This window comes from Pseudomonas sp. BCRC 81390, from assembly GCF_030341915.1.
Taxonomy (GTDB): domain Bacteria; phylum Pseudomonadota; class Gammaproteobacteria; order Pseudomonadales; family Pseudomonadaceae; genus Aquipseudomonas.
In genome coordinates, this window is the sequence record NZ_JATAAG010000019.1 from 58,146 (window position 1) to 83,782 (window position 25,637).

At 63.8% G+C, this 25,637-nt stretch carries 35 protein-coding genes and 1 pseudogene; 20 read left to right on the plus strand and 16 right to left on the minus strand.

Features of this window, described 5'->3' with window-relative positions:
* Positions 1–99: 99 nt before the first annotated feature.
* Positions 100–519, plus strand: a complete 420-nt coding sequence (locus tag QSV36_RS09110) for a con-10 family general stress protein (RefSeq protein ID WP_186674445.1) — start codon at positions 100–102, stop codon at positions 517–519.
* A 60-nt stretch (positions 520–579) separates the two neighbouring features.
* On the plus strand, positions 580–1,458 hold the full coding sequence (locus QSV36_RS09115; RefSeq protein WP_289131267.1) for a manganese catalase family protein: 879 nt from the start codon (positions 580–582) through the stop codon (positions 1,456–1,458).
* Positions 1,459–1,500: 42 nt separating this feature from the next.
* Here the strand turns inward: QSV36_RS09115 and QSV36_RS09120 are convergent, their stop codons facing one another.
* Positions 1,501–2,010 carry a ferritin-like domain-containing protein gene (locus QSV36_RS09120; protein WP_170029562.1) on the minus strand — a complete coding sequence of 170 codons (510 nt, stop codon included), beginning with the start codon at positions 2,008–2,010 and terminating at the stop codon, positions 1,501–1,503.
* A 340-nt stretch (positions 2,011–2,350) separates the two neighbouring features.
* Here QSV36_RS09120 and QSV36_RS09125 point away from each other — a divergent pair, with 340 nt between their 5' ends.
* Positions 2,351–2,569: a hypothetical protein gene (locus QSV36_RS09125; protein WP_225778150.1), complete on the plus strand. Its 219-nt coding sequence runs from the start codon at positions 2,351–2,353 to the stop codon at positions 2,567–2,569.
* Positions 2,570–2,603: 34 nt separating this feature from the next.
* On the opposite strand, the gene QSV36_RS09130 is transcribed toward QSV36_RS09125, so the two are convergent.
* From QSV36_RS09130 to cyoA, 5 genes are read right to left on the minus strand one after another with little or no spacing between them, the layout of a single operon-like run.
* Positions 2,604–3,728 carry a mechanosensitive ion channel family protein gene (locus QSV36_RS09130; protein WP_289131268.1) on the minus strand — a complete coding sequence of 375 codons (1,125 nt, stop codon included), beginning with the start codon at positions 3,726–3,728 and terminating at the stop codon, positions 2,604–2,606.
* Positions 3,729–3,773: 45 nt separating this feature from the next.
* On the minus strand, positions 3,774–4,112 hold the full coding sequence (cyoD, locus tag QSV36_RS09135; RefSeq protein WP_170029565.1) for a cytochrome o ubiquinol oxidase subunit IV: 339 nt from the start codon (positions 4,110–4,112) through the stop codon (positions 3,774–3,776).
* Positions 4,112–4,723 carry a cytochrome o ubiquinol oxidase subunit III gene (cyoC, locus tag QSV36_RS09140; RefSeq protein WP_289131269.1) on the minus strand — a complete coding sequence of 204 codons (612 nt, stop codon included), beginning with the start codon at positions 4,721–4,723 and terminating at the stop codon, positions 4,112–4,114. The genes cyoD and cyoC overlap by 1 nt, the downstream gene beginning before the upstream one ends.
* A gap of 3 nt (positions 4,724–4,726) precedes the next feature.
* Positions 4,727–6,700 (minus strand): cytochrome o ubiquinol oxidase subunit I, encoded by a 1,974-nt coding sequence (gene cyoB, locus QSV36_RS09145; protein ID WP_289131270.1) that lies wholly within the window; start codon positions 6,698–6,700, stop codon positions 4,727–4,729.
* A 5-nt stretch (positions 6,701–6,705) separates the two neighbouring features.
* A complete protein-coding gene (gene cyoA / locus QSV36_RS09150; RefSeq protein WP_289131271.1) occupies positions 6,706–7,629 on the minus strand; it encodes a ubiquinol oxidase subunit II in 924 nt (307 codons plus the stop codon).
* 220 nt (positions 7,630–7,849) lie between these two features.
* Here cyoA and QSV36_RS09155 point away from each other — a divergent pair, with 220 nt between their 5' ends.
* Positions 7,850–8,146 (plus strand): hypothetical protein, encoded by a 297-nt coding sequence (locus QSV36_RS09155; protein ID WP_289131272.1) that lies wholly within the window; start codon positions 7,850–7,852, stop codon positions 8,144–8,146.
* Positions 8,147–8,149: 3 nt separating this feature from the next.
* On the opposite strand, the gene QSV36_RS09160 is transcribed toward QSV36_RS09155, so the two are convergent.
* Positions 8,150–8,293, minus strand: a complete 144-nt coding sequence (locus tag QSV36_RS09160; protein ID WP_289131273.1) for a hypothetical protein — start codon at positions 8,291–8,293, stop codon at positions 8,150–8,152.
* Between the two features lie 147 nt (positions 8,294–8,440).
* Here QSV36_RS09160 and QSV36_RS09165 point away from each other — a divergent pair, with 147 nt between their 5' ends.
* Positions 8,441–9,154 carry a DUF72 domain-containing protein gene (locus tag QSV36_RS09165; protein ID WP_289131274.1) on the plus strand — a complete coding sequence of 238 codons (714 nt, stop codon included), beginning with the start codon at positions 8,441–8,443 and terminating at the stop codon, positions 9,152–9,154.
* Positions 9,155–9,180: 26 nt separating this feature from the next.
* Here QSV36_RS09165 and QSV36_RS09170 read toward each other — a convergent pair whose 3' ends face one another.
* Both QSV36_RS09170 and QSV36_RS09175 read right to left on the minus strand, forming a co-directional pair.
* Entirely contained in the window at positions 9,181–9,426 is a 246-nt protein-coding gene (locus tag QSV36_RS09170) for a hypothetical protein (RefSeq protein WP_289131275.1), read from the minus strand.
* Positions 9,427–9,477: 51 nt separating this feature from the next.
* The gene (locus tag QSV36_RS09175; RefSeq protein ID WP_289131276.1) at positions 9,478–9,942 is read right to left on the minus strand and encodes a PA2171 family ribosome-binding persister protein; all 465 of its coding nucleotides are present in this window, start codon (positions 9,940–9,942) and stop codon (positions 9,478–9,480) included.
* 192 nt (positions 9,943–10,134) lie between these two features.
* Here QSV36_RS09175 and QSV36_RS09180 point away from each other — a divergent pair, with 192 nt between their 5' ends.
* The gene (locus tag QSV36_RS09180; protein WP_289131277.1) at positions 10,135–10,431 is read left to right on the plus strand and encodes a DUF6555 family protein; all 297 of its coding nucleotides are present in this window, start codon (positions 10,135–10,137) and stop codon (positions 10,429–10,431) included.
* A 69-nt stretch (positions 10,432–10,500) separates the two neighbouring features.
* Positions 10,501–11,571: a M28 family peptidase gene (locus QSV36_RS09185; RefSeq protein ID WP_289131278.1), complete on the plus strand. Its 1,071-nt coding sequence runs from the start codon at positions 10,501–10,503 to the stop codon at positions 11,569–11,571.
* Here the strand turns inward: QSV36_RS09185 and QSV36_RS09190 are convergent.
* The 3 genes from QSV36_RS09190 to QSV36_RS09200 are packed head-to-tail and all read right to left on the minus strand — an operon-like array spanning position 11,555 to position 13,032.
* Positions 11,555–11,998 carry a DUF421 domain-containing protein gene (locus QSV36_RS09190; protein ID WP_289131279.1) on the minus strand — a complete coding sequence of 148 codons (444 nt, stop codon included), beginning with the start codon at positions 11,996–11,998 and terminating at the stop codon, positions 11,555–11,557. The two genes, QSV36_RS09185 and QSV36_RS09190, sit on opposite strands and share 17 nt — an antisense overlap.
* Before the next feature lie 12 nt (positions 11,999–12,010).
* The gene (locus QSV36_RS09195) at positions 12,011–12,517 is read right to left on the minus strand and encodes a hypothetical protein (protein WP_289131280.1); all 507 of its coding nucleotides are present in this window, start codon (positions 12,515–12,517) and stop codon (positions 12,011–12,013) included.
* Between the two features lie 11 nt (positions 12,518–12,528).
* A complete protein-coding gene (locus QSV36_RS09200; RefSeq protein WP_170029578.1) occupies positions 12,529–13,032 on the minus strand; it encodes a CinA family protein in 504 nt (167 codons plus the stop codon).
* A 188-nt stretch (positions 13,033–13,220) separates the two neighbouring features.
* Here QSV36_RS09200 and QSV36_RS09205 point away from each other — a divergent pair, with 188 nt between their 5' ends.
* Entirely contained in the window at positions 13,221–13,454 is a 234-nt protein-coding gene (locus tag QSV36_RS09205; RefSeq protein WP_289131281.1) for a PLDc N-terminal domain-containing protein, read from the plus strand.
* Between the two features lie 149 nt (positions 13,455–13,603).
* Positions 13,604–14,128: a hypothetical protein gene (locus QSV36_RS09210; protein ID WP_289131282.1), complete on the plus strand. Its 525-nt coding sequence runs from the start codon at positions 13,604–13,606 to the stop codon at positions 14,126–14,128.
* 185 nt (positions 14,129–14,313) lie between these two features.
* On the opposite strand, the pseudogene QSV36_RS09215 reads toward QSV36_RS09210, so the two are convergent.
* Together QSV36_RS09215 and QSV36_RS09220 are read right to left on the minus strand one after the other, a co-directional pair.
* A pseudogene (locus QSV36_RS09215) lies at positions 14,314–14,598 on the minus strand (short chain dehydrogenase); the annotation flags it as partial.
* A complete protein-coding gene (locus QSV36_RS09220; protein ID WP_289131284.1) occupies positions 14,595–15,815 on the minus strand; it encodes a zinc-dependent alcohol dehydrogenase in 1,221 nt (406 codons plus the stop codon). The gene QSV36_RS09220 and the pseudogene QSV36_RS09215, both read right to left, overlap by 4 nt.
* A gap of 179 nt (positions 15,816–15,994) precedes the next feature.
* Between QSV36_RS09220 and QSV36_RS09225 the strand changes: the two genes are divergently transcribed.
* The 4 genes from QSV36_RS09225 (at position 15,995) to QSV36_RS09240 (ending at position 18,246) form a co-directional block, all read left to right on the plus strand.
* The gene (locus QSV36_RS09225; RefSeq protein ID WP_289131285.1) at positions 15,995–16,246 is read left to right on the plus strand and encodes a hypothetical protein; all 252 of its coding nucleotides are present in this window, start codon (positions 15,995–15,997) and stop codon (positions 16,244–16,246) included.
* A gap of 172 nt (positions 16,247–16,418) precedes the next feature.
* Complete coding sequence (locus tag QSV36_RS09230; RefSeq protein WP_289131286.1) at positions 16,419–17,015, plus strand: hypothetical protein; 597 nt, start codon at positions 16,419–16,421, stop codon at positions 17,013–17,015.
* On the plus strand, positions 17,015–17,443 hold the full coding sequence (locus tag QSV36_RS09235) for a phage holin family protein (RefSeq protein ID WP_289131287.1): 429 nt from the start codon (positions 17,015–17,017) through the stop codon (positions 17,441–17,443). Before QSV36_RS09230 ends, QSV36_RS09235 begins: the two co-directional genes overlap by 1 nt.
* A complete protein-coding gene (locus tag QSV36_RS09240) occupies positions 17,440–18,246 on the plus strand; it encodes a DUF3618 domain-containing protein (protein ID WP_289131288.1) in 807 nt (268 codons plus the stop codon). The genes QSV36_RS09235 and QSV36_RS09240 overlap by 4 nt, the downstream gene beginning before the upstream one ends.
* 58 nt (positions 18,247–18,304) lie before the next feature.
* Here QSV36_RS09240 and QSV36_RS09245 read toward each other — a convergent pair whose 3' ends face one another.
* Together QSV36_RS09245 and QSV36_RS09250 are read right to left on the minus strand one after the other, a co-directional pair.
* Positions 18,305–18,715: a response regulator gene (locus QSV36_RS09245; protein ID WP_289131289.1), complete on the minus strand. Its 411-nt coding sequence runs from the start codon at positions 18,713–18,715 to the stop codon at positions 18,305–18,307.
* A gap of 198 nt (positions 18,716–18,913) precedes the next feature.
* Complete coding sequence (locus QSV36_RS09250) at positions 18,914–19,609, minus strand: type 1 glutamine amidotransferase domain-containing protein (protein WP_289131290.1); 696 nt, start codon at positions 19,607–19,609, stop codon at positions 18,914–18,916.
* Between the two features lie 153 nt (positions 19,610–19,762).
* On the opposite strand from QSV36_RS09250, the gene QSV36_RS09255 reads away from it, so the two are divergent.
* The 7 genes from QSV36_RS09255 (at position 19,763) to QSV36_RS09285 (ending at position 25,616) form a co-directional block, all read left to right on the plus strand.
* Complete coding sequence (locus QSV36_RS09255) at positions 19,763–20,515, plus strand: gamma-glutamyl-gamma-aminobutyrate hydrolase family protein (protein ID WP_289131291.1); 753 nt, start codon at positions 19,763–19,765, stop codon at positions 20,513–20,515.
* Positions 20,516–20,580: 65 nt separating this feature from the next.
* Positions 20,581–20,739, plus strand: coding sequence for a hypothetical protein (locus tag QSV36_RS09260; protein WP_225778124.1), 159 nt, complete (start codon positions 20,581–20,583; stop codon positions 20,737–20,739).
* 14 nt (positions 20,740–20,753) lie between these two features.
* Complete coding sequence (locus QSV36_RS09265) at positions 20,754–20,978, plus strand: DUF2188 domain-containing protein (protein WP_289131292.1); 225 nt, start codon at positions 20,754–20,756, stop codon at positions 20,976–20,978.
* 33 nt (positions 20,979–21,011) lie between these two features.
* Positions 21,012–21,656 carry a DUF2238 domain-containing protein gene (locus tag QSV36_RS09270; protein ID WP_289131293.1) on the plus strand — a complete coding sequence of 215 codons (645 nt, stop codon included), beginning with the start codon at positions 21,012–21,014 and terminating at the stop codon, positions 21,654–21,656.
* Between the two features lie 93 nt (positions 21,657–21,749).
* On the plus strand, positions 21,750–22,274 hold the full coding sequence (locus QSV36_RS09275; protein ID WP_289131294.1) for an RNA polymerase sigma factor: 525 nt from the start codon (positions 21,750–21,752) through the stop codon (positions 22,272–22,274).
* Complete coding sequence (locus tag QSV36_RS09280) at positions 22,271–23,101, plus strand: FecR family protein (protein WP_289131295.1); 831 nt, start codon at positions 22,271–22,273, stop codon at positions 23,099–23,101. Before QSV36_RS09275 ends, QSV36_RS09280 begins: the two co-directional genes overlap by 4 nt.
* A gap of 76 nt (positions 23,102–23,177) precedes the next feature.
* Positions 23,178–25,616 carry a TonB-dependent receptor gene (locus QSV36_RS09285; protein WP_289131296.1) on the plus strand — a complete coding sequence of 813 codons (2,439 nt, stop codon included), beginning with the start codon at positions 23,178–23,180 and terminating at the stop codon, positions 25,614–25,616.
* Positions 25,617–25,637: the final 21 nt, after the last annotated feature.

Below are 25,637 nucleotides of genomic sequence, written 5' to 3' on the forward strand. Positions count from 1 at the left end.
TTCGTCAGCGATAGCGAAAACACTTTCAGCCTGCAGCGTTTGCCTTCGGTCATTAGTGAACACAGACCAACCTGTGTTAACCACATGAGGTGAACCATCATGGCTAGCAACGACGACAAACGCAGCAACCAGGGCGGTAGCGCCAACACCAACCCTGGCAATTTCGCCAACGACCGCGAGAAGGCATCGGAAGCGGGTCACAAGGGCGGACAGGCGTCGGGTGGCAATTTCAAGAACGACCCTGAACGCGCGGCTGAAGCCGGCCACAAAGGCGGGCAGATGTCCGGTGGCAATTTCAAGAACGATCCTGAGCGCGCTTCGGAGGCCGGCCACAAAGGCGGGCAGATGTCCGGCGGCAATTTCAAGAACGATCCTGAACGTGCCTCCGAGGCAGGCCAGAAGGGCGGGCAGGCCTCCGGCGGCAACTTTGCCAACGACCGCGAGAAAGCCTCCGAAGCCGGTCGCAAAGGCGGCCAGCACAGCCATGGCGGTGGCCGCAACAGCGATGACAACCGCTGATCACCGTTGAACCGACCGGGGCGGCCATGGCCGCCTCGGCACGCTGATGAGGATTTGCCAATGTTCATGCACAACAAGCGACTGCAGTATACGGTGCGCGTCGCCCAGCCGAACCCCGGCCTGGCGAACCTGCTGCTGGAACAGTTCGGCGGCCCGCAGGGCGAACTGGCCGCAGCGATGCGCTACTTCACCCAGGCAGTGACCGAGGATGACCCGGGGCGCAAGGACATGCTGTTCGACATTGCCACCGAAGAACTGAGCCACCTGGAGATCATCGGCTCGATCGTGGTGATGCTGAACAAGGGCGCCAAGGGGCGCCTGGCCGAAGGGGTAGAGGCCGAAGGCGAGTTGTACCGGTCGTTGACTGGGGCCGGCAACGATTCGCATGTCACCAGCCTGTTGTATGGCGGTGGTGCAGCGCTGGTCAATTCCGGTGGCATACCCTGGACCGCAGCCTATATCGACACCATCGGCGAGCCGACGGCGGACCTGCGTTCGAATATTGCCGCAGAGGCCAGGGCGAAGATCGTCTATGAACGCTTGATCAACGTCACCGACGACCCGGGTATCAAGGATGCGCTGGGGTTCCTGATGAGCCGTGAAATCGCTCACCAGCTGTCGTTCGAAAAAGCCTTGCACTCGATTCAGCCGAACTTCCCGCAAGGCAAGCTGCCGGGCGACCCGGAAGTCAACCGTACCTACTTCAACATGTCCCATGGCGGCGAGATGCGTGGCTCCTGGAACGAGGGCCAGGATTGGATCTATGTCGACCAGCCTGAACCAGCGGTAGACGGTGGTGACGGCATGGCGACGGTGCAGCTCGACGAGCAGTCGGCGGCTGCGGCCGAAGCGATGAAGGCCAGGACCCTGTCCAACCCCGAGTTGCAGCCCCTGACCGGGGCAGAACTGGGCAAGGTCAACGGCGACGAGCCGCTGTAATGAAACCCCGCAACGGATCAGGCGATCCGCTGCGGGCCCTTTTTAGCGTTTGGCTTCGGCATCCGGGTCAGCGGAGCGAGCCAGGAACGCCCGGGTGATTTCCGGCAGGTGCTCCTTCAGCCACTGGGCCATGGCTTCCTCTTCCTTCAGAATTGACCTGCACGCCTCGGCCGTGGCGCTGTCGCCAGCCGCCTCGGCGGCTTCGATCAGTACCGTGTACGAGGCAATCTCCATGTTCTCGAACACGTAGCCGGACATGGCGCCCTTGACCACTTCATCACTCATGACCATGCCCCCGACAGCCTGGCCGAACGCCATGAGCTTGCCGGCCAGGTCCTTGAGGGTGGAGGTGCTGCCGCCCAGCCGTTCGATGCATTCCAGCAGCAGGCGTTGCTGGCCCTGGGTTTCTTCGATGTGCTGGACGATACGGCCCTTGAGCTGCGGGTAGTGCTCGAGGCGCTCGGCCTGGCCCTTGAGCATGCTTTCGGCCTGTTGCTCCATGGCATGGGCGTCGCGCAGCCAGTCCAGCAGGTTGTCTTGTACGGTTGCCATTTCAAGTACCTCTCCGTTCCAGTGATGGGTACTGTTGTGAGGCCCGTAAGGGCTGGAACGGTCGAACCACTCGACGGATGGCAGCTGGCATGACCGTGATATTTACCGCGTCGCCTGCATCGCGGATAAATCCGCTCCCACAGGTATGAGCCGCGTCGGCTTCGGGTTGACGCTGCACGGGTAGGAGCGGCTTCAGCCGCGATCACCGGCGCAGCCGGTGCCTTTCTCCACCGCAATGGATGCTCTGCAGCCAGCCGTCATCGCTGTTGAACGGAATCGCCCGCACCCGGATCAACCCACTGCGTCGTCCGTTTCCATTCAGCCAAGTAGGAGCTTTTCGATGGCCAAGTACCTGTACCTGATCAGCTACATTCTCGACAACCAACCGGGCACCTGCGAGTTGCGCAGTGACGAAGAAGACCTGAGCAGGGAGGCTGCGCGTGATTACCTGCAAGGCCTGCACCGCAACGAGGCGACTTCTTTCACCGATGTGCAGGTCCAGCGCCTGGAACACGAGCACCAGCCCGGCACCTCGCCGGGCCATTACCAGCAGCCCTGAACCTCCAACTGCATGAACGGGGCAGGACGCCCCTTCATGCGCCACGGATACCCAGGCTGCCGCGGCCTTGCCCCTGGGCACGGGCTTCTTCCGGCAGGGCAGTGACCTTGATGGCGCGCACCGGTACGGCAAACTGGGCGCCGATCTTCGAGAAGCGCTCGAGCAGGCGGAAATTGATGGCCTGCTGGATGTCCATGTACAGGTTGTAGCCCGGGTCCTCGACGATGTACACGCACTCGAACTCCAGCGCTTCCTTGCCGAAACCGCGCAGGTGAGCGCGATCGAAGCGCACCTGGTCCTGCGCCTTGATAGCTTCCTCGACGATCGCCGGCGCTTTCTTCACCGCCTCGGTGGGCGTGTCGTACGACAGGCCGAACTCGAACACGATGCGTCGCTCCTGCAGGCGCTTGTAGTTCTGGATGGTGCTGCTGATCATGCTGGCGTTGGCCATCACGATCTGCTCGCCACCCAGGCTGCGAATGCGCGTGGTCTTCAGCCCGACGTGTTCCACCGTGCCGGCCAGCGGGCCGATGACGATGAAGTCGCCCACTTCGAAGGGCTTGTCCACGGCGATCGACAACGAGGCGAACAGGTCACCGAGGATATTCTGTACCGCCAGCGCGACGGCGATGCCGCCGACACCCAGGCTGGCGACGAAGGCGGTGATGTTCACGCCCAGGTTGGACAGCATTGCCAGCAGTACCACGGACCACAGCAATACTCGCGCGCCCCAGGCCGACAACGTGGCCAGCGCGCTGCCCTGGTTCAGCCCACTGCTGCTGTGTCGCGCGAAGTAGCGGCTCAGGCCCAGGCCAATGGCGCGGTTGGCCCACAACCCGATCTGCAACGCCGCGACCACGAACCACAGGCTGCCGACCCGCGTCAGCCAACGCTCGGGCAGGTCGAGCATGCTCAGGCCGACCAGCAGCGAGGCCAGCAACAGGAGGAAATTGCTGGTGCCCGCGAGCACCTTGGCCAGCACCTGACTCAGCACGCCGTCGTGTTCGGACCAGCGCCTGACACGGCGCAGCACGAAGCTGATGGCCGCCCGCGCGACCAGGAAGGTGACGATGGAAACGGTCAATGCCAGCAACAGGTTGAGGATGGAAATGCCGAACAGCGTGGTCTCGGCGAACAATGCGATGATGCGATCATTCATGAGGGCTTGCCTCCTTCCGTCAGGGTCGGGTGACAGGGGCCGGGCCTACAGGCCCAGCATGTTGGCGTGCACGTAGTACATGATCCACAACGACAGCCCCACCAGCAGCACGATGATCACCACCGTGAACACCAGCGCCACCAGGCTCCAGCGTTGTTCCCGTGCCGTGGTCAGGTGCAGGAAGAACAGCATGTGCACGAGGATCTGCACCACGGCGCAGACCAGCACCAGGAGAAAGGTGAGGTGGCGCGGCAGGCTCGGGTACATGGCCAGCCCGAAGGGCACGAGGGTGAGGATGGCGGCCAGCAGGAAACCCACGTTGTAGGATTGGTGGCTGCTCTGGCTGGCACCGGCACTGCTGTGGACCTGGCTTTCACTGGACATCAGATCACCCCGAACAGGTAGACGACGGTAAACACGCACACCCACACGATGTCGAGGAAGTGCCAGAACAGGCTCAGGCAGCTCAGGCGTGTGGAATTGACGCAGCACAGGCCGCGTTGCTGCACCTGGATCATCAGCAAGGCCATCCACACCAGGCCGACCAGCACATGCAGGCCATGGGTGCCAACCAGGGTGAAGAAGCCGGTCAGGAATGCACTACGCTGCGGACCGGCGCCTTCGGCGATCAGGTGGTGGAACTCGTTGAACTCCATGGCGATGAAGCCCAGGCCGAGCAGGAAGGTCACTCCCAGCCACTGCAGCACGCGGCGTTTGTCCTTGCGGTGGTTGGCCAGCATGGCGTAGCCGTAGCTGATGCTGCTGAACAGCAGCAGGAAGGTTTCGACCAGTACATACGGCAGCTCGAAGATGTCCGCTGCGCTTGGTCCGCCGGCCACCGCCTGGCCCAGCACGGCATAGGTGGCGAACAGCGTGGCGAAGAGGATGCAGTCGGTCATCAGGTAGATCCAGAAGCCGAACAGGCTCAGGGAACCAGCATCCTCGTAGCCTTGCTCTTGCTGATGGGCGGTTTCGTTCAGCACGATATGGGACATGGCTCAGGCCTCCGCCAGCAGTTGGCGCCGTTCGGTTTCCACGCGCTCGACTTCCTCGGCCGACACGTAGTACTCGGTGTGCTGGTCATAGCTGCGCACCACCAGCGTCGCCACCGTGGCCAGCAGGCTGGCGATCACCAGCCACCAGATGTGCCAGACCAGGGCAAAGCCCATCACCGTGGAGAGTGCCCCAAGCACCACACCCAGGCTGGTGTTGCAAGGCATGTGGATCTTGCGGAAGTCCGCCTCCACCAGGGTCTTCACGCCTTTTTCCTTCATCCCCCAGTAGGCATCGATACCATGTACCACGGGCTGCTCGGCGAAGTTGTAGAACGGCGGCGGCGAGGCGGTGGCCCATTCCAGGGTCCGCCCGTCCCACGGGTCGCCGGTGTGGTCGCGGTTTTCGTGGCGCTTGCGGATGCTTACCACCAGCTGCATGACCTGGCAGGCCACGCCGCACAGGATGATCAGCACGCCGAGCATCTCCAGCAGCAGCAACGGCCGCCACTCCGGTACGTCGAAGTGGTTCAGGCGCCGGGTCATGCCCATGAAGCCAAGGAAGTAGGACGGCATGAAGGCGCAATAGAAGCCGACCAGCCAGCACCAGAACGCAGCGCGGCCCAGCGGGTCGTAGAGCTTGAAGCCGAAGGCCTTGGGGAACCAGTAGGTGAGGCCGCACAGGTAGCCGAACACTGCGCCGCCAATGATCACGTTATGGAAGTGCGCGATCAGGAACAGGCTGTTGTGCAGCAGGAAGTCGGCACCCGGCACGGCGAGCAGTACGCCGGTCATGCCGCCGATGCTGAAGGTGACGATGAAACCCACGGTCCACAGCATCGGCGTTTCGAAGCGCACCCGCCCCCGGTACATGGTGAACAGCCAGGTGAAGATCTTCACCCCGGTCGGCACGGCGATGATCATGGTCATGATGCCGAAGAACGCGTTGACATTGGGCCCGGCGCCCATGGTGAAGAAGTGGTGCACCCAGACGATGAACGACAGCACGGTAATGACGATGGTCGCCCACACCAGCGAGTAGTAGCCGAACAGGCGCTTGCGCGAGAAGGTCGATGCCACTTCGGAAAAGATGCCGAAGGCCGGCAGGATCAGGATGTACACCTCCGGGTGGCCCCAGGCCCAGATGAGGTTGATGTACATCATCGGGTTGCCGCCCAGCTCGTTGGTAAAGAAGTGCATGCCCAGGTAGCGGTCCAGGGTGAGCATGAACAACGTCGCGGTGAGGATGGGGAAGGCCGCCAGGATCAGGATCGAGGTGCACAGCACGGTCCAGGTGAACACCGGCATGCGGAACAGGGTCATGCCGGTGGTGCGCATCTTGAGGATGGTGACGAAGAAGTTCAGGCCGGTGAGCAAGGTGCCGATGCCGGATATCTGTAGCGACCAGATGTAGTAGTCCACGCCGACGCCCGGGCTGTAGCCGATGCCGGACAACGGCGGGTAGGCGACCCAGCCGGTACGGGCGAACTCGCCGATGCCGAGGGAAATGTTGACTAGCAGGGCACCGGCAACGAACAGCCAGAAGCTGACTGCGTTGAGGAACGGATAAGCCACGTCGCGGGCGCCGATCTGCAACGGCACCACGATGTTCATCAGGCCGACCACGAACGGCATGGCCATGAAGAAGATCATGATCACCCCGTGGGCGGTGAAGATCTGGTCGTAATGCTCCGGTGGCAGGTAGCCCGGCGAGCCATCGGCGGCCATGGCCTGCTGGGTGCGCATCATCAGCGCATCGGCGAAGCCGCGCAGCAGCATCACCAAGGCGACCACGATGTACATCACACCGATGCGCTTGTGGTCGACCGAGGTGAACCATTCCTGCCACAGGTACGTCCACTTGCGCTTGTAGCTGATCGCGCCAACGCCGCCGATGCCGATCAGCCCGACCACCGCCAGCGTGTACATGATGATGGGCTCGCCGAGGGGGATGGCATCCCAGGTCAGTTTTCCGAACATGTGCGTTACTCCTTGCCGGGTTGCGCTGCATCAGCTTGTGGGTCGCTCAGGCGCCGCTCGACCTCGCGCGAGCGCTTGACGCCCTGGTACTTGTCGATCAGTGACTGGAACAGGTGTGCATCGACCGCGGCGTAGTGCACCACCGGGTGGGCGACGCTGGGCTTGGCCAGCTGCGTGTAGCTGGCCTGGTCGAGGCGCCGCTGCGAACCACGGACCTTGGCCACCCAGGCGTCGAAGCCGGCCGGGTCGAGGGCGAGGACCTTGAAGTGCATGTCGGAAAAACCGGGGCCGTTGTAGTTGGCGGCGATGCCGGTATAGCTGCCGGCATGGTTGGCGATCAGGTGCAGCTGCGTCTGCATGCCGGCCATGGCGTAGATCTGCCCGCCCAGGGCGGGGATGAAGAACGAGGTGATGGCCCCGTCCGAGGTCACCCGGAAGTCCACCGGCGTATCCACCGGCATGGCCAGTTCGTTGACCGAGGCAATGCCCAGCTCGGGGTAGACGAACAGCCACTTCCAGTCGGTGGCAATCACCTGCACCTTGATCGGGCGGGCGTCGGATTGCAGCGGGCGGTAGGGGTCCAGCGCATGGGTGGAGCGCCAGGTGACGATGCCGAGGACGATGATGATGACCAGCGGCACGCCCCAGACCACCAGCTCGATGGCCCGCGAGTGGCTCCACTCCGGTGTGTACCGCGCTTTGACGTTGGAGGCCCGGTAATGCACCGAGAACACCAGCGCCATGACCATCACCGGCAGCACCACGATCAGCATCAGCAACGTGGCGAGGATGATCAGGTTGCGCTGCTCCAGGCCGACCTGGCCCTTGGGGTTGAACAGCACCATGTCGCACCCGGACAACTGCAGCGCGATGCCCCCCAGCACCAGCAGGCCGAGCAGCCTGGCGGCTTCCGTATATGCCTTTGCCATGTTCTAGTCCCGTATTGTGTTACCGAATGTTCAGGCTTGTTGAGTTAGAAGAAGGGCAGGTGGGGGAAGGTTGTATGGAATCTGCGCATAGGCGACGAGTGGTGATGTGCAGGGGTTGTCGAGTGTCCAGCTAGCCCGGCTGTCCGATGGTTCAGATTGTTTTGCAGCGGGCGGTTCAACCCCGCGATCTACGGAAGACAACACCAACGAGGGCTGTCCCATGAAAAAGAGAGGCGAGACGTATCGCAACTGGTGCGATCCGATCCTGCACCATCAGGTCCACGAGGAAACCCTCGACGACGGCACCAGCCTGGAGGTGCAGACGCGCCTGTCACGCACTGGGGCAACCCAGCTGTTCATCGGGGTGTATCTGGCCGATGGCACGGCCTTGTACGAACGGGCCTATGCCCGACGACCCGGCGAAACCATGAGCCGGGCTCTGGTGTGGGGGGTGGGGCGCGCCCGGCGGATGGCGGCCGAGCGCCGGGCGTCCAGTGTCGAGTCACTTGGCGGCTAAAGCTCAACCGTCGGACTGTTCCTCGGGTGGCACCTGGCCGTCCGGCCAGTCGGGGGCTTCCTGTTCCGGTTCAGGCTTGGGAACAGGCTCGCCGGGATTGTGCGGCACCTCGTCGACATACGGGTCGGGGTGGTTGGGGTCGATCATGGCGTGTCTCCTTGCAGGTTGGTTACCTGGCTTAGGTCGCCCTGGTTCGCCAGCTGTTCAACTGGATGTCGCCAATGGAACGTCGCGCCTCAGGGGCGTTCCATTGAGGAAGCCCGTCACCGGGGAACGATCAGGGAGTGATAGGTAATGATTCATCTGGGTTGCGCAGGTTGGAGCCTGCCTCGCCAGTACGCCGATGCGTTTCCAGCGCCCGGCAGCCACCTGCAGCGCTACGCCACGGGCTTGAACGCGGTCGAGATCAACAGTTCGTTCTACCGGCCGCATCGGCCCGAAACCTATGCCCGCTGGGCAGCGTCGGTGACGGCGGATTTTCGCTTTGCCGTGAAGTTGCCGAAGCACATCACCCACGAGCTGCGCCTGCGCGGGGCCATGCCAGCGTTGGAAACATTCCTTGCCCAGTGCGGCCGGTTGGGCGAGCACCTGGGCTGCCTGCTGGTGCAATTGCCCCCTTCGCTGGATTACCACCGAGAGACCGCCTGGCCATTCTTTGCCGACTTGCGTGCCCGCTATGCCGGGCCGGTAGCGTTGGAGCCCAGGCATGACAGCTGGCAGGCCGCACAGTCGATGCTGACCGACTTGCAGATCGCCCAGGTGGCAGCCAGCCCGTCGCGCTTCGACACCGATGCCCAGCCAGGTGGCTGGCCCGGCCTGGTCTACTGGCGCTTGCATGGCGAACCGCGCATCTATCACAGCGCCTACACCGACGCCTATCTTCGATGCCTGGCCGAGCAGCTGCAGCGCAGCCATGCCGCTGGCGTGCCGACCTGGTGCATCTTCGACAACACGGCCTCCGGTGCTGCAGTGGGGGATGCCTTGCGGTTGCAGCGCTACTTGCGCTGAATCAGGCGAAGCGGCAAAGCGGGCGTTCAGCCCGCTTCCATGGCGGTGTTCTTTTTCCAGCCACGCAGGTTCATTGCGCACAGGCAAACCTGCAGCGTGATCAGGGCCCAGGCCTGGACTTGCCAGCCCCAGATCGCCCACAGCAGGTTACTGGCAATGAAACAGCAGAAACCCAGCTTGCGCCGGCCAGGGCGGCGCGAGCCAATGCACCAGGCGGCCAGCACGGTCAGGGCCATGGCGGGCCATTGCAACAAGTCGATCCAATATTCCATCACACGCTTCCACGGCGCGCCTGCGCGCCCGGCGGGGCGCGCAGGCCGTTATCAGGCGGCGTTCTGCTCGCCCTTGAGCAGTTTCTTCTGGGCTTGCATGGCCTGGCCCATCTCTTCCAGCGCCTGGTTGCCCAGCAGCTTGCGCGCGGTCGGGAACAGCTCGCTTTCCTCTTCTTCGATATGGTGCTCCAGCAGCTCTTTCATGACCTTGACCCGGCCGGCGAACTCGAGCGTGCCGGTGTCGGTCTGCAGCAGGTCCGGCAGCACCAGGGAGTCGACGGCACGGTGCTCTTCCTTGGCCTCGTAGTACATCTTCGCCTCTTCCTTGCCACCGGCCTGCTTGATCGCCGGGTAGAGGATTTCCTCTTCAAGGGCCGTATGGATGGTCACCTCCTGCTTGATGCGTTCGAGCAGCTCGCTGCGTTTTTTCACTGCACGCTCGGTGGTGGAGGACAGCTCCTCCAGCAGCTTCTTCACCAGTTCATGGTCCTGGACCAGCAGATCGATTGCGTTCATGAATCACCTCTTCGGGCTCGGAAAAAATCACGGTTGCCTTCGATGGAGTGAAGCGCTGGGTGCAAGGTTCAAAGCGGTTGATCAACGCACCGGGGCGCAGCGGCACGGGGGGCGATGACCAGCGAGTCAGAATAAATGAATCTTTTTGTCAGTCGCGGGCTCAATTAGCCTGAATCAACGGAGGAGAGCCCAATGGCAGGACAGCAGTTGTTTGTGATCGAGTACGAGCTTCATGGGGAATTTCGGACGTTCATCATCCGTCAGGAACGCATGGACAATGCCGAAGCCTGGCACTGGGCAAGTTGCGATGCTGGCGTGGGGATCATCCCCAGGTTTGGCCAGCACAAGATCAAGAAGGTCAGCCGGCCGATGGCCGAACGTTACGGGTTGGCCAATGTGCGTTGGCGGCCGTCGGGCCAGGGGCCTGAGTTCGTCGCACCGCCCATCGATGTGAAGAAGTTCTCGAGCGGATCTTCCGGCGGGGCGTGAAGTGCTTTGCTGGCCATTGCGTTGTAAATCAGGGCCGCAGCCGCGGCCCTTGATCGGAGAGGAAGGTTTGTGGAGATTCTGCCGTTACTCAATACCTTGTTGCTGGCGCGTGGCCCGGGCGGCCAGGAAGATGAGGTCCGGGCCGTAGCCCGGCAAGCGCTGGTCGCCTGTTGCGAGGAGGTGCATGACGACAGCGCCGGCAACGTTATCGGTGTGATCCGCTCGGCGGGCCCCGCCGACCCCGCAGCGGCGATACGGGTCATGGCCCACCTCGATGAAATCGCCATGATCGTCAAGAAAGTCAGGCCCGACGGCAACCTCGAGGTGCTGGCGCTTGGTGGCGCGCAGCCCATCAGTTTCGGCGTGTGCCCGGTCGACATCATGGCCGATCAGCAGGTGCTTCCCGGGGTCCTGTCCTATGGGTCGATGCACAACAGCGGGCAGTCGGGGAGCGGGCGCGACGTGTTGTCCGGCGCCGTGCAATGGAAGGATGTCTATGTGGTCACCCGCTTGACCCCACAGGCACTCGAGCAGGCCGGTGTGCGTCCGGGCACGCGAGTGGTGCTGAGCCAGCATTGGCGGCAGCCGTACCAGGTCGAGGACTGCATTGCCGCGCATTTTCTCGATGACCGCGCACCGCTGGCGGCGGTGATTCATTGCGCGCACCTGCTGCAACAACGGCGCAGCGAACTGCGCCAGGATGTCTGGTTCGTGCTGACTACCCATGAAGAAGAGTCCAATGCCGGCGCCATGTATGCCGCCTCCAGGCTGCCGGGCGACACGACGATTGCGGTGGAGGTCGGGCCGGTGCTGGAGGAATATGGCACCCGCCTGTCAGCCGACCCGATCATCAATACCGGCGACCAGAAAGGCTATTACAGCCGCAGCGTGGTGCAGGCCCTGATGGCCGCCACGCGCAGGGCAGGGTACACGCCGCAGCCGGCCCTGCTGGTGGATTTCGCCTCGGACGCGAGCGCAGTGCTCAGCACCGGGACCGATGCCCGCGCCGGGTGCATTGCCATCCCGACCGAGAACACCCACGGTTTCGAGATGGTACTGCGCGAGGGCATCAGCGCCTGTGCTGCCAGCCTGCTGGAATATGTGCTGCAACCGGACGGCGCGGTCACTCCTGCGCAATGATCGAGATCTTGCCGTTGCGTTCGACGATGGCGAACTTGATCTGCTCGACGCGTTCGAGGCCCTGGCTGTCGCGGGCCGACTCGAGGATGTCGTCTTCGGTCAGCCGCGCCCGCCGCATGCGCTGATGGAGGAAACGCCCCTGTTCCACCACCAGGGTGGCGTGGCCGTCGAGCAGGCGTGCCAGGCGCCGCGAATTGAGCTTGGCCAGTGACAGGCCGACATCCAGCACGATCAGCGTGGCGATCACCAGGATGGCGTTGACGAAGGAGAAATCCTCGCCGAGCAAGGCCTGCTGGGTTGCCTCGCCGATGATCAGCAGGAGGACGAAGTCGAAGGTGGTCAGGTCGGCCAGCGAGCGCCTGCCGGCCACGCGAAACAGCAGCATCAGGGCGATGTACATGGCGGCGGCGCGCAGGATCGAATCCATGTCGTCGAGCTCCTAGGGGTAGAGGAAGGTGGCTAAATGCACGGCGCTGCCCGGCTCGGCCCTGACCACACCTTCGAGCCTGCCGACATGTTCGCTGCGCAAGGTCAGGTACAGGGTGGCGACGCCGTCTTCGCTGGTGCCAAGCTGCAACTGCAGCGACTGGCCATGGGATCGTGACACTTGCGGCTCGGGCTGCATGGTTTCGATGCTGGCTTCGCGCAGCAGGCTGCCACCGAGCACCACCACCACCGGCTCCGCTGGCTTGCCGCGTACCGTGATGCGCAGGTTGTCGGTGGTGCCGCTGCGGCTGAGCCGCTGATATTCGACCTGCACGCGACCATCGTCACTGACCACCTGGGCGTCACTGAGCGGGCCGTTGCCAAACAGCCCGGCCAGGGCCAGCAGCACGATCGCTACCAGCACGTACCAGCCCACCCGTTCGAAGCGCCATACCCGCTGCTGCATGCGCATGTCTTCCTCGACCGGGTGATGTCTTGAAACCAGCTCGTCGTCGCTCATGTACGTAGCCCTCAGGCGCGCTCGCCGCGCAACCAGCGCTGGTGGTAATGGGCCAGGTGCGACAAGCCATACAGCGCACCCTGGCGCATGACATCTGCCCGCTCGCCAAAAAAGCGCTGGGTACGCGTGAACACGGCCAACGGTTCACCGGTGAATGCCCAGGCGAAACACAGGGTGCCAGGGGCGATGGCGTCCTGCGGCTCTGGCCCGGCGACACCGGTGCAGGCGATGGCCACCGTGGCATCGCTGTCTTTGAGGGCGCCCAGTGCCATCTCCCAGGCCACTGCTTCGCTGGTCAGGCCGTAGCGTTCGATGGTTTGTGGGTTGACGCCGAGCAGGCGTTTCTTGGCGCTGGGCGCGTATACCACGTAGCCGCTTTCCAGCACCTCGCCGGTGCCGGGGACTGCCGCCAGCAGCGCAACCATGGCGCCGGCGGTGCAGGATTCTGCAGTGGTCAGCACCAGCTTGTGGGTTTTCAGGTAATCGATGGCCTCGAGTACGGGGTCGGTCGCCATGGCAGGTCACTCATGCGTTGTTTTGTGGTGGACGTGTTTCCTGCACGGTTGGTTCAGTGCAGGTAAGCCGCCCATCAACGCGGGGTAAAGCCTGCTGAACTTTGCCCGGCCTGGTGGCTTCCTCTTAATAGGAGGGTGGTGGTGCGCAGCATGGCACCGCTGCCGGTCTAACCAGAGGAGAGGCGATCATGACCGAGCCTGTAACGTATTTCTGGATCGCCGTGGCGGCGATCATTCTGTTGGTCGACCTGTGGGCCATCGTCAGCGTGTTCCGTAGCGACAAGCGCGACGTAACCAAGGCCATGTGGGCACTGCTGTTGCTGGCCCTGCCGGTTGTCGGCCTGGCCATCTGGGGGGTACTCGGGCCACGCGGCATCAAGCGCGGCACTGGGCCATCTTCACCTGAACACAGCAAGGGATAGGACGGCGGGGCGGCAATACGCTCGTAGTGGGGAGGTGCTGCATGGCACCGGCTGTGCCGGTGTTCGCGGGGTCAACCTGCCCCCACACGGGCGTACCCGATCAATGAATCCTGTGCAGTCCACGTCACGCTTACCTACCAGGAGCCACTGTGCCACGCATCATCACCCCCGCTACCCCCGAGCACGAAATCGACGAACACAACGCGCGCATGTTCGGCTCGCCAAAGGAGCGGCTGGATTTCTACCGCCATGAGATCCAGTACGAAACCAGCATCCTTGCCAATCGTACCGATGCCTACCTCACGGCACAGTCCTTTCTGGTGATTGCCTTCGTATCGTCGATGGGCAACCTGAACCAGAGCTGGGGCGAGATGTTCACCCTGATCGTGCCGCCGTTTCTCGCCTTGCTCGGGGTGCTCAGTTCTCTCAATGCCTGGCCGGGCATCCGGGCCGCCTACAAGATCATCGAGCACTGGCAACTGAAACAGAGCCACTTGCTGCGCAGCGAGCCGTTGATGGGCCTGGCCTATGATGAGTCGCCACTGTTCAGCGAGGCCGAAACCTCGCAGGCGGGGCACCGCAAGTCATTGCTGTTTTCGCTGCGCACACCGTGGATATTCCTGGTGTTCTGGATCGTGCTGGGTGGTTACGCGGTGTTCATTCAGCTGGCTTGAGGAGCTGCCCGCTCTGGGCGCAGGGGCCTTGGGCGAGAAGGCCCCGTATTGGCTCAGTGCCGGCTACGGCGCAGTGCGGCCAGTGCGCAGCCAGCCAACAGCAGCATGGCCGTAATCGCCAGCAAGCCTGGTTTGTCGGGCCGCTTGGGGCGCCCGCCCGGCAGGCTGCGCCGATCGCCCTCGGTTGCCCAGGCCTCGATGGGGGTCAACTGCAGACGCGTGCCGTCGACCAGGGTCAAGGTCAGGTCCTTGATATCGCCAGCCGCACGCCCCGGGAACACCGGTTCGCCGGTGGCATCGAGTGCGTCGTAGATGAACCGTTGCCCTTCGAGCCAGCCGACCGCGGTCAGCAGTTCGGGCCCCAGGTAGTATTTGCCGTCAAGGAAGAACCCGGGAAACTGATGCGCCCGCTCCAGGCTTTCCACACTGTACCGCTCGCCCGGCCGCATGCCGGTTACCGGATCGATCATGGCTGGCTCCCGGCGAATGCATGGTCAGGCCCCAAAGTGCCGGCAGCAGCGCCCGGCACGAGGATGACCTTGCGGCAGTCGTCCTGCTTCTGGTCGAACATCCGGTAGCCCATGGCCGCTTCTTCCAGGGCCAGGCGATGGGTGACGATCAGCTCAGGCGACAGGCGCCCGGCCTCGATATGTTCGAGCAGTTCGGGTAGAAACTTCTGCACATGGGTCTGGCCCATCTTGAAGGTCAGGCCCTTGTCGAAAGCATCGCCAAACATGAAGGCGTGGATGAAACCGGCGTACACCCCCGGCACGCTGACCACACCGCCACGGCGCACGGCGGCGATGCTCTGGCGCAACGCCTTGCCACTGCTGCCCTCGAGCTTCAGCGTAGTCAGCACCGTTTCGGTGGTGCTGCCCTTGGCCTCGAAGCCGACCGCATCGATCACTGCATCCACGCCGCGCATGCCCGGGGTCAGGCGGATGATGCTGTCGGCCGGATCGTCATCCTGCTCGAAGTTGATCGGTACCACACCGTAGGCGTCGCGGGCGAATGCCAGGCGGTAGTCGTTGTCATCGACCATGAAGATCGTCTGGGCGCCGAGCATGCGTGCGCAGGCCGCGCTCAGCAGGCCGACCGGCCCGGCGCCATAAATCGCCACGCTCGAACCTTGGCCGACCTGGGCATTGGTCACGGCCTGCCACGCCGTCGGCAGGATGTCCGAGAGGAACAGCACCTTGTCGTCGGGCAGGGCGCTGGGCACCTTGAACGGGCCGACGTTGGCCTTGGGTACCCGCACGAAATCGGCCTGGCCGCCGGGTACGCCGCCGTACAGGTGGCTGTAGCCGAACAGCGCCGCACCTGGCGGGATGCTCTTCTTGTTGAGGATCGCGCCACGCCCGGTGTTGGTGGTTTCGCAAGCGGCGAACTGCTCGAGCTGGCAGAAAAAGCAACTGCCACAGGCAATCACGAAGGGGATCACCACACGGTCGCCAACCTGCAGGTTGGTGACGCCGCGGCCGGTCTCCTCGACGATGCCCATGAACTCGTGACCGAAGATATCGCCGGGCTCGGTCTGCGGAATCTTGCCGTGGTACAGGTGCAGGTCGGAGCCGCAGATGGCGGTGGCGGTGACCCGCAGGATGATGTCGTCCTCGTCCTGGATGGCCGGGTCAGGGACATTGTCGACCCGGACGTCCTGGGCCCCGTGGTATGTCAATGCTCTCATGGGTTCAGCTCCTGCAATGGCGGGTGGTGTTGAGGCTGCTCTATGCAGGGGAAGCCAGGGGGAGAGGGAAAGTTCAGGTGGGATCATTCAGTGGCGAACCCGGCGCCTCGGTGAGCGCGTTCGAATGAACCTTGTTTCGTCGTCAGGGCTCGACTGACAAACAGTGGAGGGCGGCCGACATGAATGCGCTTAGCGGGCAGATCAGCGTGGAGCAGCGCCGGCTCGAGGCGATCAACCGCTGGTTCTGCCTGTTCGACGATGTCGAGCGAAGGCGTGACTGCCCCAGCAGCCATCACGAGGAACTGCTCCGTCAGGCCGAAGAGATGGACCGCCTTGGCCTGGTGTCCTGGGAGCAGTGCCGTGACCTGCGGCGGCTGGCGGACCGTGCCTTCCTCAAGGCTATCGCCGGCGCTGATTACCACGGCCAATGAAGCGCTTGCACCAATGCACGGGCCCCGGATTACAGGCGCGCGGTTCATTGGTCCGCCGGGCAAATGTCACAGATCATCACGAGTGAACTCATCGACGCATGGCTACGTCCCTCGAATGGAATGCCTGCACAAATCCGGCATTTGTCCAACAATCCGCTTCGAGGACGTAATGATGGAAAAGACCGATCAAAGCTCGACCTCTCCGCCCGACCGCAACGCGGACCACGTACATGCCATTGGCGAAGAAGCCGGGGCCTTGCTGGGTGAGGCCAGGCAGAAAGGCAGCGAGCAGCTGGAGCACTACCGCGACAGTGCAGCCGACCAGCTCGACTCCCTGCAGGAAGGCGCACGGTCGGCCGCAGCGGCCCTGGAAGGCAATGACAGCCTTGGCCTGTCGCGGTACCTGACTCAGGCAGCGGAGTGCATGGGCGACTTTGCCGAACAGGTGCGCCACGAAAGCGCCGAAAGCCTGTTGCAACGCGGTGCGCAGCTGGCGCGGAGCAACCCGGCCTTGTTCCTCGCCGGCAGCGTGGCCGTCGGCTTTGCCATTTCACGCTTCATGCGTGCCAGCGATTCCCATGCGGGTACACCTTCGGTAGCAGAGCATGGCTTCACCGAGCCGCGGCCAGCGCAGCCAGTCATGCCCGACCGGGGCAGTGACGTATCCACCCGTGAACCCTATACACCGGTCGACCCGATCGGGCCCGGTGCCGGCACGCCGGTCAGTGGCAGCCCGTTCGAACGTGACCCGCTCAAAGGAGGCGAATGATGAACAAGGACTCTTTACACACTACCCCTGGGTTGCATGCAGCGGCTGACGACCCTGTCGGCATCGGTGGCTTGCTGCGTCAGCTGATGCGTGAGGTGCCTGAGCTGTTCACCAAGGAACTGGCCCTGGCCAAGGCCGAGCTGCAGCACAACCTGGCCACCCTGAAGGCTGGCACTGCAGCCGTGGCGGCCGGGGCGATCGTGATCCTGGCGGGGTTCATCATGCTGTTGCTGGCCGCGGTCTACGCACTGGCCCTGGTGGTCCAGCCATGGCTGGCGGCGCTGATCGTGGGTGCGGTCACGCTGGTGATCGGCTTCATCATGCTGCAGTCGGGCAAGAAGCAGTTCGAGCCTGGCCACCTGGCCCCTGACCGTACCTTGCATGCCATGCAACAGGACAAGGACACGCTGACGAGGAAACTGCCATGACCACTTCCTTCGAACACGAGGCGCACAAGGACCCGGAGCAACTCGAGCAGGAAATCAATGCCAAGCGCGAGCATATCAGCGACCTGGTCGATGCCTTGGAGCAGCGGCTGAGCCCGGGGCAGATGGTGGACCGGGTGCTGGCCTACGCCAAGGGCAATGGCGGTGAGTTTTTCACCAACCTGGGCACCACCCTGAAGAACAACCCCGTGCCGGCCACCCTGACCGTGTTGGGCCTGGCGTGGCTCGGGCTCAACCAGAACCGGCCGTTCAACCCGGGGCCGGCGCACCATGGGCCAGGGCTTGGCGAAAAGCTTGGCGAGGCGGTGGACACCGTGAAGGGCGCCTTCGCCTCGGCAGGCGAGACGATGCACGACGCCAGCCAGAAAGTCCGCATGAAAGCGCACGACATGCGCGACCGCGCCAGTGAGCTGGGCAGCGGTGCGCGTGAATCGATGGGTGCATCTGCCGATACCCTGCGCGGTTCCGCACACAAGGTTGGCGACCAGGCAACGGCATTGAAAGGCCAGTTCGACCATCTATTGCAAGAGCAGCCGCTGGTGTTGGCCGCGCTGGGCATTGCCCTGGGGGCTGCATTGGGCGCGGCGCTACCTGGTACCCACAAGGAGGATCAGCTCATGGGCGCCAGCAGTGATCGGCTGGCAGACACGCTCAAGAGCAAAGGCAGCGAGGTGAAGGCCACGGTCACGCAGACCCTTGCCCAAGGCGCCGACACACCGCCGGTGCAGCCAGGCCGCAACGCGGACGGCTCTGACCTGTCATCAGGCCTGGGCTTCAATTCCTGAACCTGTTGTGTTTCCAGCACCACCCCTCCGGCATGCGCTGGAGGGGCAGCTGCCGGGGTCAGGCCGCAGGCCTGACGACCGGCGGTTTGATCTCCCCCAACTGCTCGCCAATGACCGCGAGCAACTGGTCAAGCGCCCAGGGCTTGGGCAAGAACACTGCACCCGGCGGTAACCGGTTGCTGGCCGCGTCGTGGTAACCACTCATGACGATGATCCGAGTCGCCGGTTGACGCTCATGAATTTCCTGCGCAAGCGCCAGCCCGTTCAACGGGCCGGGCGTTCTGACGTCGGTCAGCAGCAGCGAAAACCTCTGCTGCAGCGAGAGGCGCCGGCCTTCTTCGGCGGTACCCACCGGGAAGACTGCGGCACCCAGGTCTTCCAGTGCGCAGGTCAGCAGTTCACGCAGGATCGGCTCGTCCTCCACCAGCAGGATGGTTGGGTGAACAGCGGATGGCTCGTAGGTGTTCATGGCAATACTCAAACATCGCGCACGGGTGGAAAGAAGGGACGTCCGGATCAGCTTGCGATGATCAATTCAGACGGTGGCAGTGCGCTATCACTGCGACAGCGGCTGGTTGCCAAAAATTCATTTTTGCTGACAGGTTTTGTGCAGTGATGCAGACCGGGCAGCGCCACACGTTGGGGGTGCCCGGCGTTACCGGCCAGCTCAGGCGCCGGGTTCCTGGCCCAGGCGCTTGAGCAGGGCCCTGGCCACCGCCTCGGAAGACGCGGGGTTCTGGCCAGTGATCAAATGGCCGTCCTCGACCACATGGCTGGCCCAGTCGGCAGCCTTGGAGTATTCACCACCGTTGGCCTTGAGCATGTCCTCCACCAGGAACGGCACCACCTCGCTCAGCCCGACCGCCTGTTCTTCGCTGTTGGCGAAGCCGGTCACCCGCTTGCCCTTGACCACTGGGTGCCCGTCGGGTGCCTTCACCTCCTTCAGCACACCGGGTGCATGGCACACCGCTGCAATCGGTTTGTTCGAGGCATAGAACGCTTCGAGCAAGGTCCGGGAGCTGGCGTCCTCGGCCAGGTCCCACAACGGCCCGTGCCCGCCGGGGTAGAACACCGCATCGAAATGGTAGGGGTCTATTTCCGCGAGCGGTACGCTGTCGGCCAGGGCCATCTGCCCTTCGGTGTCGTGGGCGAAGCGCCGGGTTGCCTCGGTCTGGGCGTCGGCCTCATCGCTTTTCGGGTCCAGCGGCGGCTGGCCGCCCTTGGGCGAGGCGAGGGTGACATCGACACCGGCATCGATGAACACATAGTAAGGCGCGGCGAATTCCTCCAGCCAGAAACCGGTTTTCTTGCCGGTGTCGCCCAACTGGTCATGCGAGGTCAGGACCATCAAAATGTTTTTCATGCAAGCATGTCCTCCGAACGTCAATGGGCAGTGCGCGGCTCGCCCTGCATTACTGTGGGAGGGTTGGCGCAGCAAAGCGTTCCATGACTTTCCCGGAACCGCAGCGCCCACGGCATTGCCGAATGTACCGTGAACGTCTGCCGGGGGGTTGCAATGTCACGTCTTCCGATCATTGGGGTAACGGCCTGTTCCTACACGGTAGGCCCGCATGCGGTGCAACTGAATGACGACAAGAACGCGCGGGCGGTGGCCTCTGCGGCCAAGGGGTTGCCCGTGATCGTGCCGATGTTCCCGGAACTGCTCGACCCCGCCGACATCATCGCTAGCCTGGACGGGTTGTTGTTCACCGGCTCGCCTTCGAACATCGAACCGCACCACTACGATGGGCCGCCCAGCCCACCCGGAACCCAGCACGACGCCGCACGTGACCACCTTGCGCTGCCCCTGTGGCGGGCAGCCGTCGCGGCGGGCTTGCCGGTGCTGGGTATCTGCCGGGGTTTCCAGGAAATGAACGTGGCCTTTGGCGGTAGCCTGGTGCAACAACTTCATCAGCCCGGTGCTGAACACGAGCCGCCCGCCAATGAGCCGGTCGAAGACCAGTACGCACCGGCCCATCGGCTGGCGGTCCGGCCTGGCGGCATGCTGCAACGGCTGGGGTTCCCGGAGCAGATCGAAGTGAATTCGGTGCACGGCCAAGGGATCGAGCGGGTCGGCCAAGGCCTGCGTATCGAAGCCGTGGCCGAGGACGGGCTGGTCGAGGCGCTTTCCGTGGAAGGCAGCCGGGCGTTTGCCCTGGGCGTGCAATGGCACCCGGAATGGCAGGTGCTGTTCTACCCGCAGTACCTGGCGATTTTCCAGGCATTCGGCGCAGCGTGCCGGGCGCGGGCGGCACAGCGGCCGAGGTGAAGCGGGTAAAACTGAACATTGCCGCGCGTGCATCCTCCAATGGCAGGTGACCTGGAGGATTCTCAATGCAGCCAGAAACCGAAGGACTTGAACAGCAGGGGCCGGGCAAGGTCCCGTTCATCAACGACCCACTCAAGCCCACCTCCCCACCGCTGAACGATGCCGATGCCACGGACGCAGCCGAGTCCGAGCAGGACATCGATGATGACGGCGAGGCACTTTGAACAGGAGCAGCGCGATGGACACTTACCATGTGAGCCGGGCGGGTGACGGCTGGGAGCTCAGGAAGACGGGGGCCGACCGCGCTTCCAGGCGCAGTGCGAGCAAAGCCGAGATGCTGGGTCTGCTGCCGGATTACTTTGCCGGCAAGACCGCCTCGGTAAAGATCCACAAGGCCGACGGCAGCATTGAAGAAGAGCGTACCTATCCGCGTGCCGCCGACCCGAGGCGCACCAAGGGCTGATCTTGCGATGGCCGTGGCGCACGGGTGATCGGCATGCACGAGAAGGTGAGCACACCCCGGCAGACCGCAGCTTTTCTGGCCCTGGCCACGATGATGGTGCTGGCCTCCGGGCTGGCGCCGCTGGACCGGGCAGACTGGCTGGTGGAAAACGTCCTACCGGTAGCGTTGTTACTGACACTGGCGTTGACCGGTCGCCGCTGGCGGTTTTCGCCACTGGCCTATCTGGCCATCGTCATGTTGTTGGCGATTCATGAACTGGGGGCGCACTTCACTTACGCCAAGGTGCCTTACGACGCTTGGCTGGGTGCGCTTACCGGCCATTCGCTGAATACCGCGATGGGCTGGCAACGCAACCAGTTCGATCGCCTGGTACACCTGAGTTATGGCCTGCTGTTCGTCTGGCCGATCAGGGAACTGCTGCAACGCCGGGCACGCCTGAACGGCGCTTGGCTGGCGCTGTGCGCGGTGGCGATGGTACTGGCGACGTCGGCCCTGTATGAACTGTTCGAATGGGTAGGTGGCCAGTACTTGGGCGACGACCGGGCGCAAGCATTCCTGGCAACTCAGAAAGACCCTTGGGAGGCGCAAAAGGACATGGCCCTGGCGCTGGTCGGCGCTTGCGCGTGCCTGGTCATCCAGCAGTTGGCCGCGCGCAATCGGCCTGGGCCGCCTGCCTAGGTTGGCAAAAGCGCGGCGGGTGTTTATTCGCGATTATTTCTCATTTACACTTGGCGCCTCTCTTCGCAGCCTAGCGCTCATGCAGGATGTATCGTGTCGTTCGAGCCCGCCAAACCGACGCTGCTGTCTACCTTGGTCCGTCACTACGACGAACTGGTGGACCACATCCGCCGACGCTTCGGCGACCGAGGCATGGCCCGCGACGTGGTACACGACGTGTGCGTGCAGCTGCTCGAGCGCGGCGAGAAAGACCACGTGCGGGCGCCACTGGCGCTGCTGCGCAAGATCTCCAGCGACACCGCTGTCAGTCGCTACCGCAGCGAGCGTCGTCGCGGCGCCTGGGTGCAGGCGTTCGCCGAGCTGCCAGAGGCGGCTTGCCCGGCCCCGACGCCAGCCAGCCGGTATGATGCCGAGCGCGAATTGCGGCTGCTGGCCACTGCCATCGCAAGCCTTCCGCCTCGCTGCCAGGCCGTTTTCATCATGCACAAGGTTCACCAGATGCCCCAGGCCGAAGTCGCCGAACACCTTGGTATTTCCATCAAGACCGTAGAGAAGCACCTGCGCCTGGGCGTGGCGGCCTGCAGGGAGCGGCTTGGGCGGGACGAGGTGCCTGCATGAGCAACAGGCCCGAACCGGCGCCGCTGGACGATGCCTTGGGGCGACATCGTGATCAGCTCAAGCAGCTGTTCCCGGTGCCGCCTTCCAGGCCCGCGCCTTCGAAACCGGCAAGGTCGGCAGGTATCGCGCTAGTTGTGGCGCTTGCCTTCGCGGCCCTGGCCTGGTGGAACCCCGTGTACAAGACCGAGCGGTTCGCCACCGCCATTGGCGAGCGACGCACTGTGCTGCTGGGCGACGGCAGCCAGCTGCTGCTCGACAGCGGCACCCGTGTCGATGTCCGCTGGCGGCTGCGCAGCCGCGAAGCCGGCCTGCACGCCGGGCAGGTCCTGTTTGATGTGTCCCCGGCGGTGTACCGGCCGTTCGTGGTATCGGCGGGGCAGACGCACGTCGAGGTGCTTGGCACGCTGTTCAATGTGCGCCGTCTGGATGACGACAGGGTGCGTGTGACCTTGGCGCGCGGGCGCGTGCAGGTCGCCGCTGCGGGGCATGCGCCTGTCAGCCTCAGGCCAGGGCAGCAGGTCGATGCGATTGGCGGGCAACTGCAGCCGGTGGCCAAGGTCGACGTCGCCAGGGCGATGGCCTGGAAGGAGGACCGCATCGTGTTCGAGCAGACGCCGCTGGATGAAGCGGTTTCCCTGTTGCGCCACTATCGCAAGGCAGCCATTCGCCTGGACGACCCAAGCCTGGCCGCGCTCAAGCTGAACGGGGTGTTCGACGCGCACAATGTCGACCGGCTGCTGGCGCTGTTACCCAGCATCCTGCCCGTTGCCGTGCAACAGCAGGCGGATGGCAGCGTGCAGATCCGGCGCAAACCGCTGCGAAAATAATTCCCAGGCGCAGGTAGGGTTTCTCGATGCCCGTGGCGGCTACTGAAAAAAGCCCAGCCACAAAGGAATTCGAGAAGTGCATTTTCCGCTCCGCAGTCGTCAACTCCGCCTGTCACTGCTGGCCAGCAGCTTGCTTGTCGCCATCTCGGCCGAAGGCCGGGAAAGAGTCAACGTCGACCTGCCTGCTGCCCCATTGGGTGAGGCCATCAATGCCCTGGCGCAGCAGTCTTCGGTACAGATCCTGTTCGCCAGCGACCTCGGTGCCGGGCGCCAGACCCCGGCGCTGAAGGGCCGCTTCACCGCCGAGGAAGCACTTCAGACCCTGCTCGAGGGCAGCGGCTTGCAAGCCCAGGCCAGGGATGACCGCACCTTCGTCGTCGTTGCGCAGCGGGCACCCACAGCCGAGCCGGCAGCCCAGGTTGCGCCGGTGGAAATGGCGCAGATGGAAATCACCGCTTCGCGTACCAGCAGCAGCCTGGTTTCCGCCACGCGGCAGTCTACCGTCATCGAGCATGAGCAATTGCAGGCGCTGCGCCAGGGCTCGGAGAGCCTCGCCACGGTACTGGCCAAGGCGGTGCCGGGCATGTCCGACTCCAGCCGCACCGTCACCGAGTACGGGCAGACTCTGCGCGGGCGCAGCCTGTTGGTCATGGTCGACGGCGTGCCGCTCAATACCAACCGCGACTCGTCGCGCAACCTGGCCAACATCGACCCGGCACTGATCGAACGGGTTGAGGTCATCCGTGGCAGCAGCGCTATCTATGGCAGCGGCGCCACGGGGGGCATCATCTCCATCACCACCCGGCCTGCCGGTGGTGAAAACCGGGCCGAAACCAGCCTCAGCGCCACCTCGCCGTTGACCCGCCTGGGCAGTGATGGACTGGGCGGGCAATTCCAGCAGTACTTCGCAGGCTCGCAGGGCGCGGTGGACTATGCCTTCGATTTCGGTACCCGGCATATCGGTGCCTCGTACGACGCACACGGCGAGCGCATCGCCCCGGAGCCCAGCCAGGGCGACCTGTTCGATTCGAACATCTACAACGTCGGCGGCAAGCTGGGGCTGCACCTCGACGACAACCAGCGTATCCAGCTCGCGGCCAGCCACTACGAGGCACGCCAGGATACCGATTACGCCACCGACCCCAGCGTCGCCAGGTACCCGGCCGGTTCGCTGCCGGCCAACGCGATCAAAGGCCTGGACCTGGACGAGCAGAACCATATTCGCAACACCCTGCTGAACCTCGAGTACGAGCACCTCGACATCCTCGGCAGCAAACTGTCTGCCCAGCTGTACTACCGGGACTACTTCACCCGCTTCACGCCCTTTGATGCCCGCGCCGTCGCCACCCGTGGCGGCAATGTCGACCAGATCATGCAGAACAGCGAAGTGTTCGGCAGCCGCCTGACCGTGCGCACACCGCTTGGCAACAGCGGCAATACCGAACTGGTATGGGGCGGCGACTACAACCAGGAACGCAGCGACATGCCGATCGATGTGTTCGACCCGGCGGCCTACGATGCCAGCGGCGGCCTGGTCTTCGACAAGATCGGCAGGCTCACCTACATGCCACCGCTCAAGACCCACAGCGCCGGTGCGTTCGCCCAGCTGCAGCATCGCTTCGACGAGCATTGGTCGGTGGACGGCGGCTTGCGCTACGAATATTCCACTGCCGAATTCGATGACTTCGTGCCGTTGTCCGAATCCAGGGCGGCTTCGCCGGTGGCGGTGGAGGGCGGACAGGTCCATTACGATGCACTGCTGTCGAACCTCGGCATCGTCTATTCGCCGGTGCTTGGCCAGGAGCTCTACGCCTCCTTCAGCCAGGGCTTCCAGCTGCCAGACGTGGGCATCCAGTTGCGCAATGCACGGCGTGGCTTCGACCTCGGCGCCTCGAACCTGGAGCCGGTCAAGACCAACAACTACGAACTCGGCTGGCGCGGTGAGCTGGGCGGCAACACGCTCGGCACTCTGGCACTGTTCTATACCACCTCCAAGCTGGGCGACGTGCAGAGCTTCAACAATGGCCTGATCCTCACCCGCACCAAGGAGCGCATCTACGGTGTCGAAGCCAGCGCCGACTGGCTGTCGGACGATGCCGTGTGGGGGGCCGGCAGCAGTGCCAGCTGGATGCGCGGGCGCGAGAAGCCGGACGGCAAAGGCTGGCAGGACATGACGGGCTACCGAGTGCCACCGCTGAAACTGACCGCCTATGTGCAGTACAAGCCGACCCTGGACTGGAGCAACCGCCTGCAAGCCACGTTCTTCGACGGCAAGGACTACCGGCTCGATGGGCTGGACAGCTTTGGCCGACATCAGGTGAGCAGCTATACGACCGTCGATCTGATCAGCCAGTATCAGCTCTCTGCTGACGACAAGGTCAGCGTCGGCATCCAGAACCTGTTCAACCGGGACTACTACCCGCTCTACAGCCAGTTGTTGCGCAACAACAACAATACCAGCCACTTGCCAGCCCCAGGCGCGGTGGTGACCGCCAGCTATACGCACAACTGGTGACGCTACTCGTCAAGCGCAGCA

Coding starts and splice junctions, on each gene's coding strand:
- QSV36_RS09110 (WP_186674445.1), top strand. CDS start 100: ATGGCTAGCAACGACGACAAACGCAGCAACCAGGGCGGTAGCGCCAAC.
- QSV36_RS09115 (WP_289131267.1), top strand. CDS start 580: ATGTTCATGCACAACAAGCGACTGCAGTATACGGTGCGCGTCGCCCAG.
- QSV36_RS09120 (WP_170029562.1), bottom strand. CDS start 2,010: ATGGCAACCGTACAAGACAACCTGCTGGACTGGCTGCGCGACGCCCAT.
- QSV36_RS09125 (WP_225778150.1), top strand. CDS start 2,351: ATGGCCAAGTACCTGTACCTGATCAGCTACATTCTCGACAACCAACCG.
- QSV36_RS09130 (WP_289131268.1), bottom strand. CDS start 3,728: ATGAATGATCGCATCATCGCATTGTTCGCCGAGACCACGCTGTTCGGC.
- cyoD (WP_170029565.1), bottom strand. CDS start 4,112: ATGTCCAGTGAAAGCCAGGTCCACAGCAGTGCCGGTGCCAGCCAGAGC.
- cyoC (WP_289131269.1), bottom strand. CDS start 4,723: ATGTCCCATATCGTGCTGAACGAAACCGCCCATCAGCAAGAGCAAGGC.
- cyoB (WP_289131270.1), bottom strand. CDS start 6,700: ATGTTCGGAAAACTGACCTGGGATGCCATCCCCCTCGGCGAGCCCATC.
- cyoA (WP_289131271.1), bottom strand. CDS start 7,629: ATGGCAAAGGCATATACGGAAGCCGCCAGGCTGCTCGGCCTGCTGGTG.
- QSV36_RS09155 (WP_289131272.1), top strand. CDS start 7,850: ATGAAAAAGAGAGGCGAGACGTATCGCAACTGGTGCGATCCGATCCTG.
- QSV36_RS09160 (WP_289131273.1), bottom strand. CDS start 8,293: ATGATCGACCCCAACCACCCCGACCCGTATGTCGACGAGGTGCCGCAC.
- QSV36_RS09165 (WP_289131274.1), top strand. CDS start 8,441: ATGATTCATCTGGGTTGCGCAGGTTGGAGCCTGCCTCGCCAGTACGCC.
- QSV36_RS09170 (WP_289131275.1), bottom strand. CDS start 9,426: ATGGAATATTGGATCGACTTGTTGCAATGGCCCGCCATGGCCCTGACC.
- QSV36_RS09175 (WP_289131276.1), bottom strand. CDS start 9,942: ATGAACGCAATCGATCTGCTGGTCCAGGACCATGAACTGGTGAAGAAG.
- QSV36_RS09180 (WP_289131277.1), top strand. CDS start 10,135: ATGGCAGGACAGCAGTTGTTTGTGATCGAGTACGAGCTTCATGGGGAA.
- QSV36_RS09190 (WP_289131279.1), bottom strand. CDS start 11,998: ATGGATTCGATCCTGCGCGCCGCCGCCATGTACATCGCCCTGATGCTG.
- QSV36_RS09195 (WP_289131280.1), bottom strand. CDS start 12,517: ATGAGCGACGACGAGCTGGTTTCAAGACATCACCCGGTCGAGGAAGAC.
- QSV36_RS09200 (WP_170029578.1), bottom strand. CDS start 13,032: ATGGCGACCGACCCCGTACTCGAGGCCATCGATTACCTGAAAACCCAC.
- QSV36_RS09205 (WP_289131281.1), top strand. CDS start 13,221: ATGACCGAGCCTGTAACGTATTTCTGGATCGCCGTGGCGGCGATCATT.
- QSV36_RS09220 (WP_289131284.1), bottom strand. CDS start 15,815: ATGAGAGCATTGACATACCACGGGGCCCAGGACGTCCGGGTCGACAAT.
- QSV36_RS09225 (WP_289131285.1), top strand. CDS start 15,995: ATGAATGCGCTTAGCGGGCAGATCAGCGTGGAGCAGCGCCGGCTCGAG.
- QSV36_RS09230 (WP_289131286.1), top strand. CDS start 16,419: ATGGAAAAGACCGATCAAAGCTCGACCTCTCCGCCCGACCGCAACGCG.
- QSV36_RS09235 (WP_289131287.1), top strand. CDS start 17,015: ATGAACAAGGACTCTTTACACACTACCCCTGGGTTGCATGCAGCGGCT.
- QSV36_RS09240 (WP_289131288.1), top strand. CDS start 17,440: ATGACCACTTCCTTCGAACACGAGGCGCACAAGGACCCGGAGCAACTC.
- QSV36_RS09245 (WP_289131289.1), bottom strand. CDS start 18,715: ATGAACACCTACGAGCCATCCGCTGTTCACCCAACCATCCTGCTGGTG.
- QSV36_RS09250 (WP_289131290.1), bottom strand. CDS start 19,609: ATGAAAAACATTTTGATGGTCCTGACCTCGCATGACCAGTTGGGCGAC.
- QSV36_RS09255 (WP_289131291.1), top strand. CDS start 19,763: ATGTCACGTCTTCCGATCATTGGGGTAACGGCCTGTTCCTACACGGTA.
- QSV36_RS09260 (WP_225778124.1), top strand. CDS start 20,581: ATGCAGCCAGAAACCGAAGGACTTGAACAGCAGGGGCCGGGCAAGGTC.
- QSV36_RS09265 (WP_289131292.1), top strand. CDS start 20,754: ATGGACACTTACCATGTGAGCCGGGCGGGTGACGGCTGGGAGCTCAGG.
- QSV36_RS09270 (WP_289131293.1), top strand. CDS start 21,012: ATGCACGAGAAGGTGAGCACACCCCGGCAGACCGCAGCTTTTCTGGCC.
- QSV36_RS09280 (WP_289131295.1), top strand. CDS start 22,271: ATGAGCAACAGGCCCGAACCGGCGCCGCTGGACGATGCCTTGGGGCGA.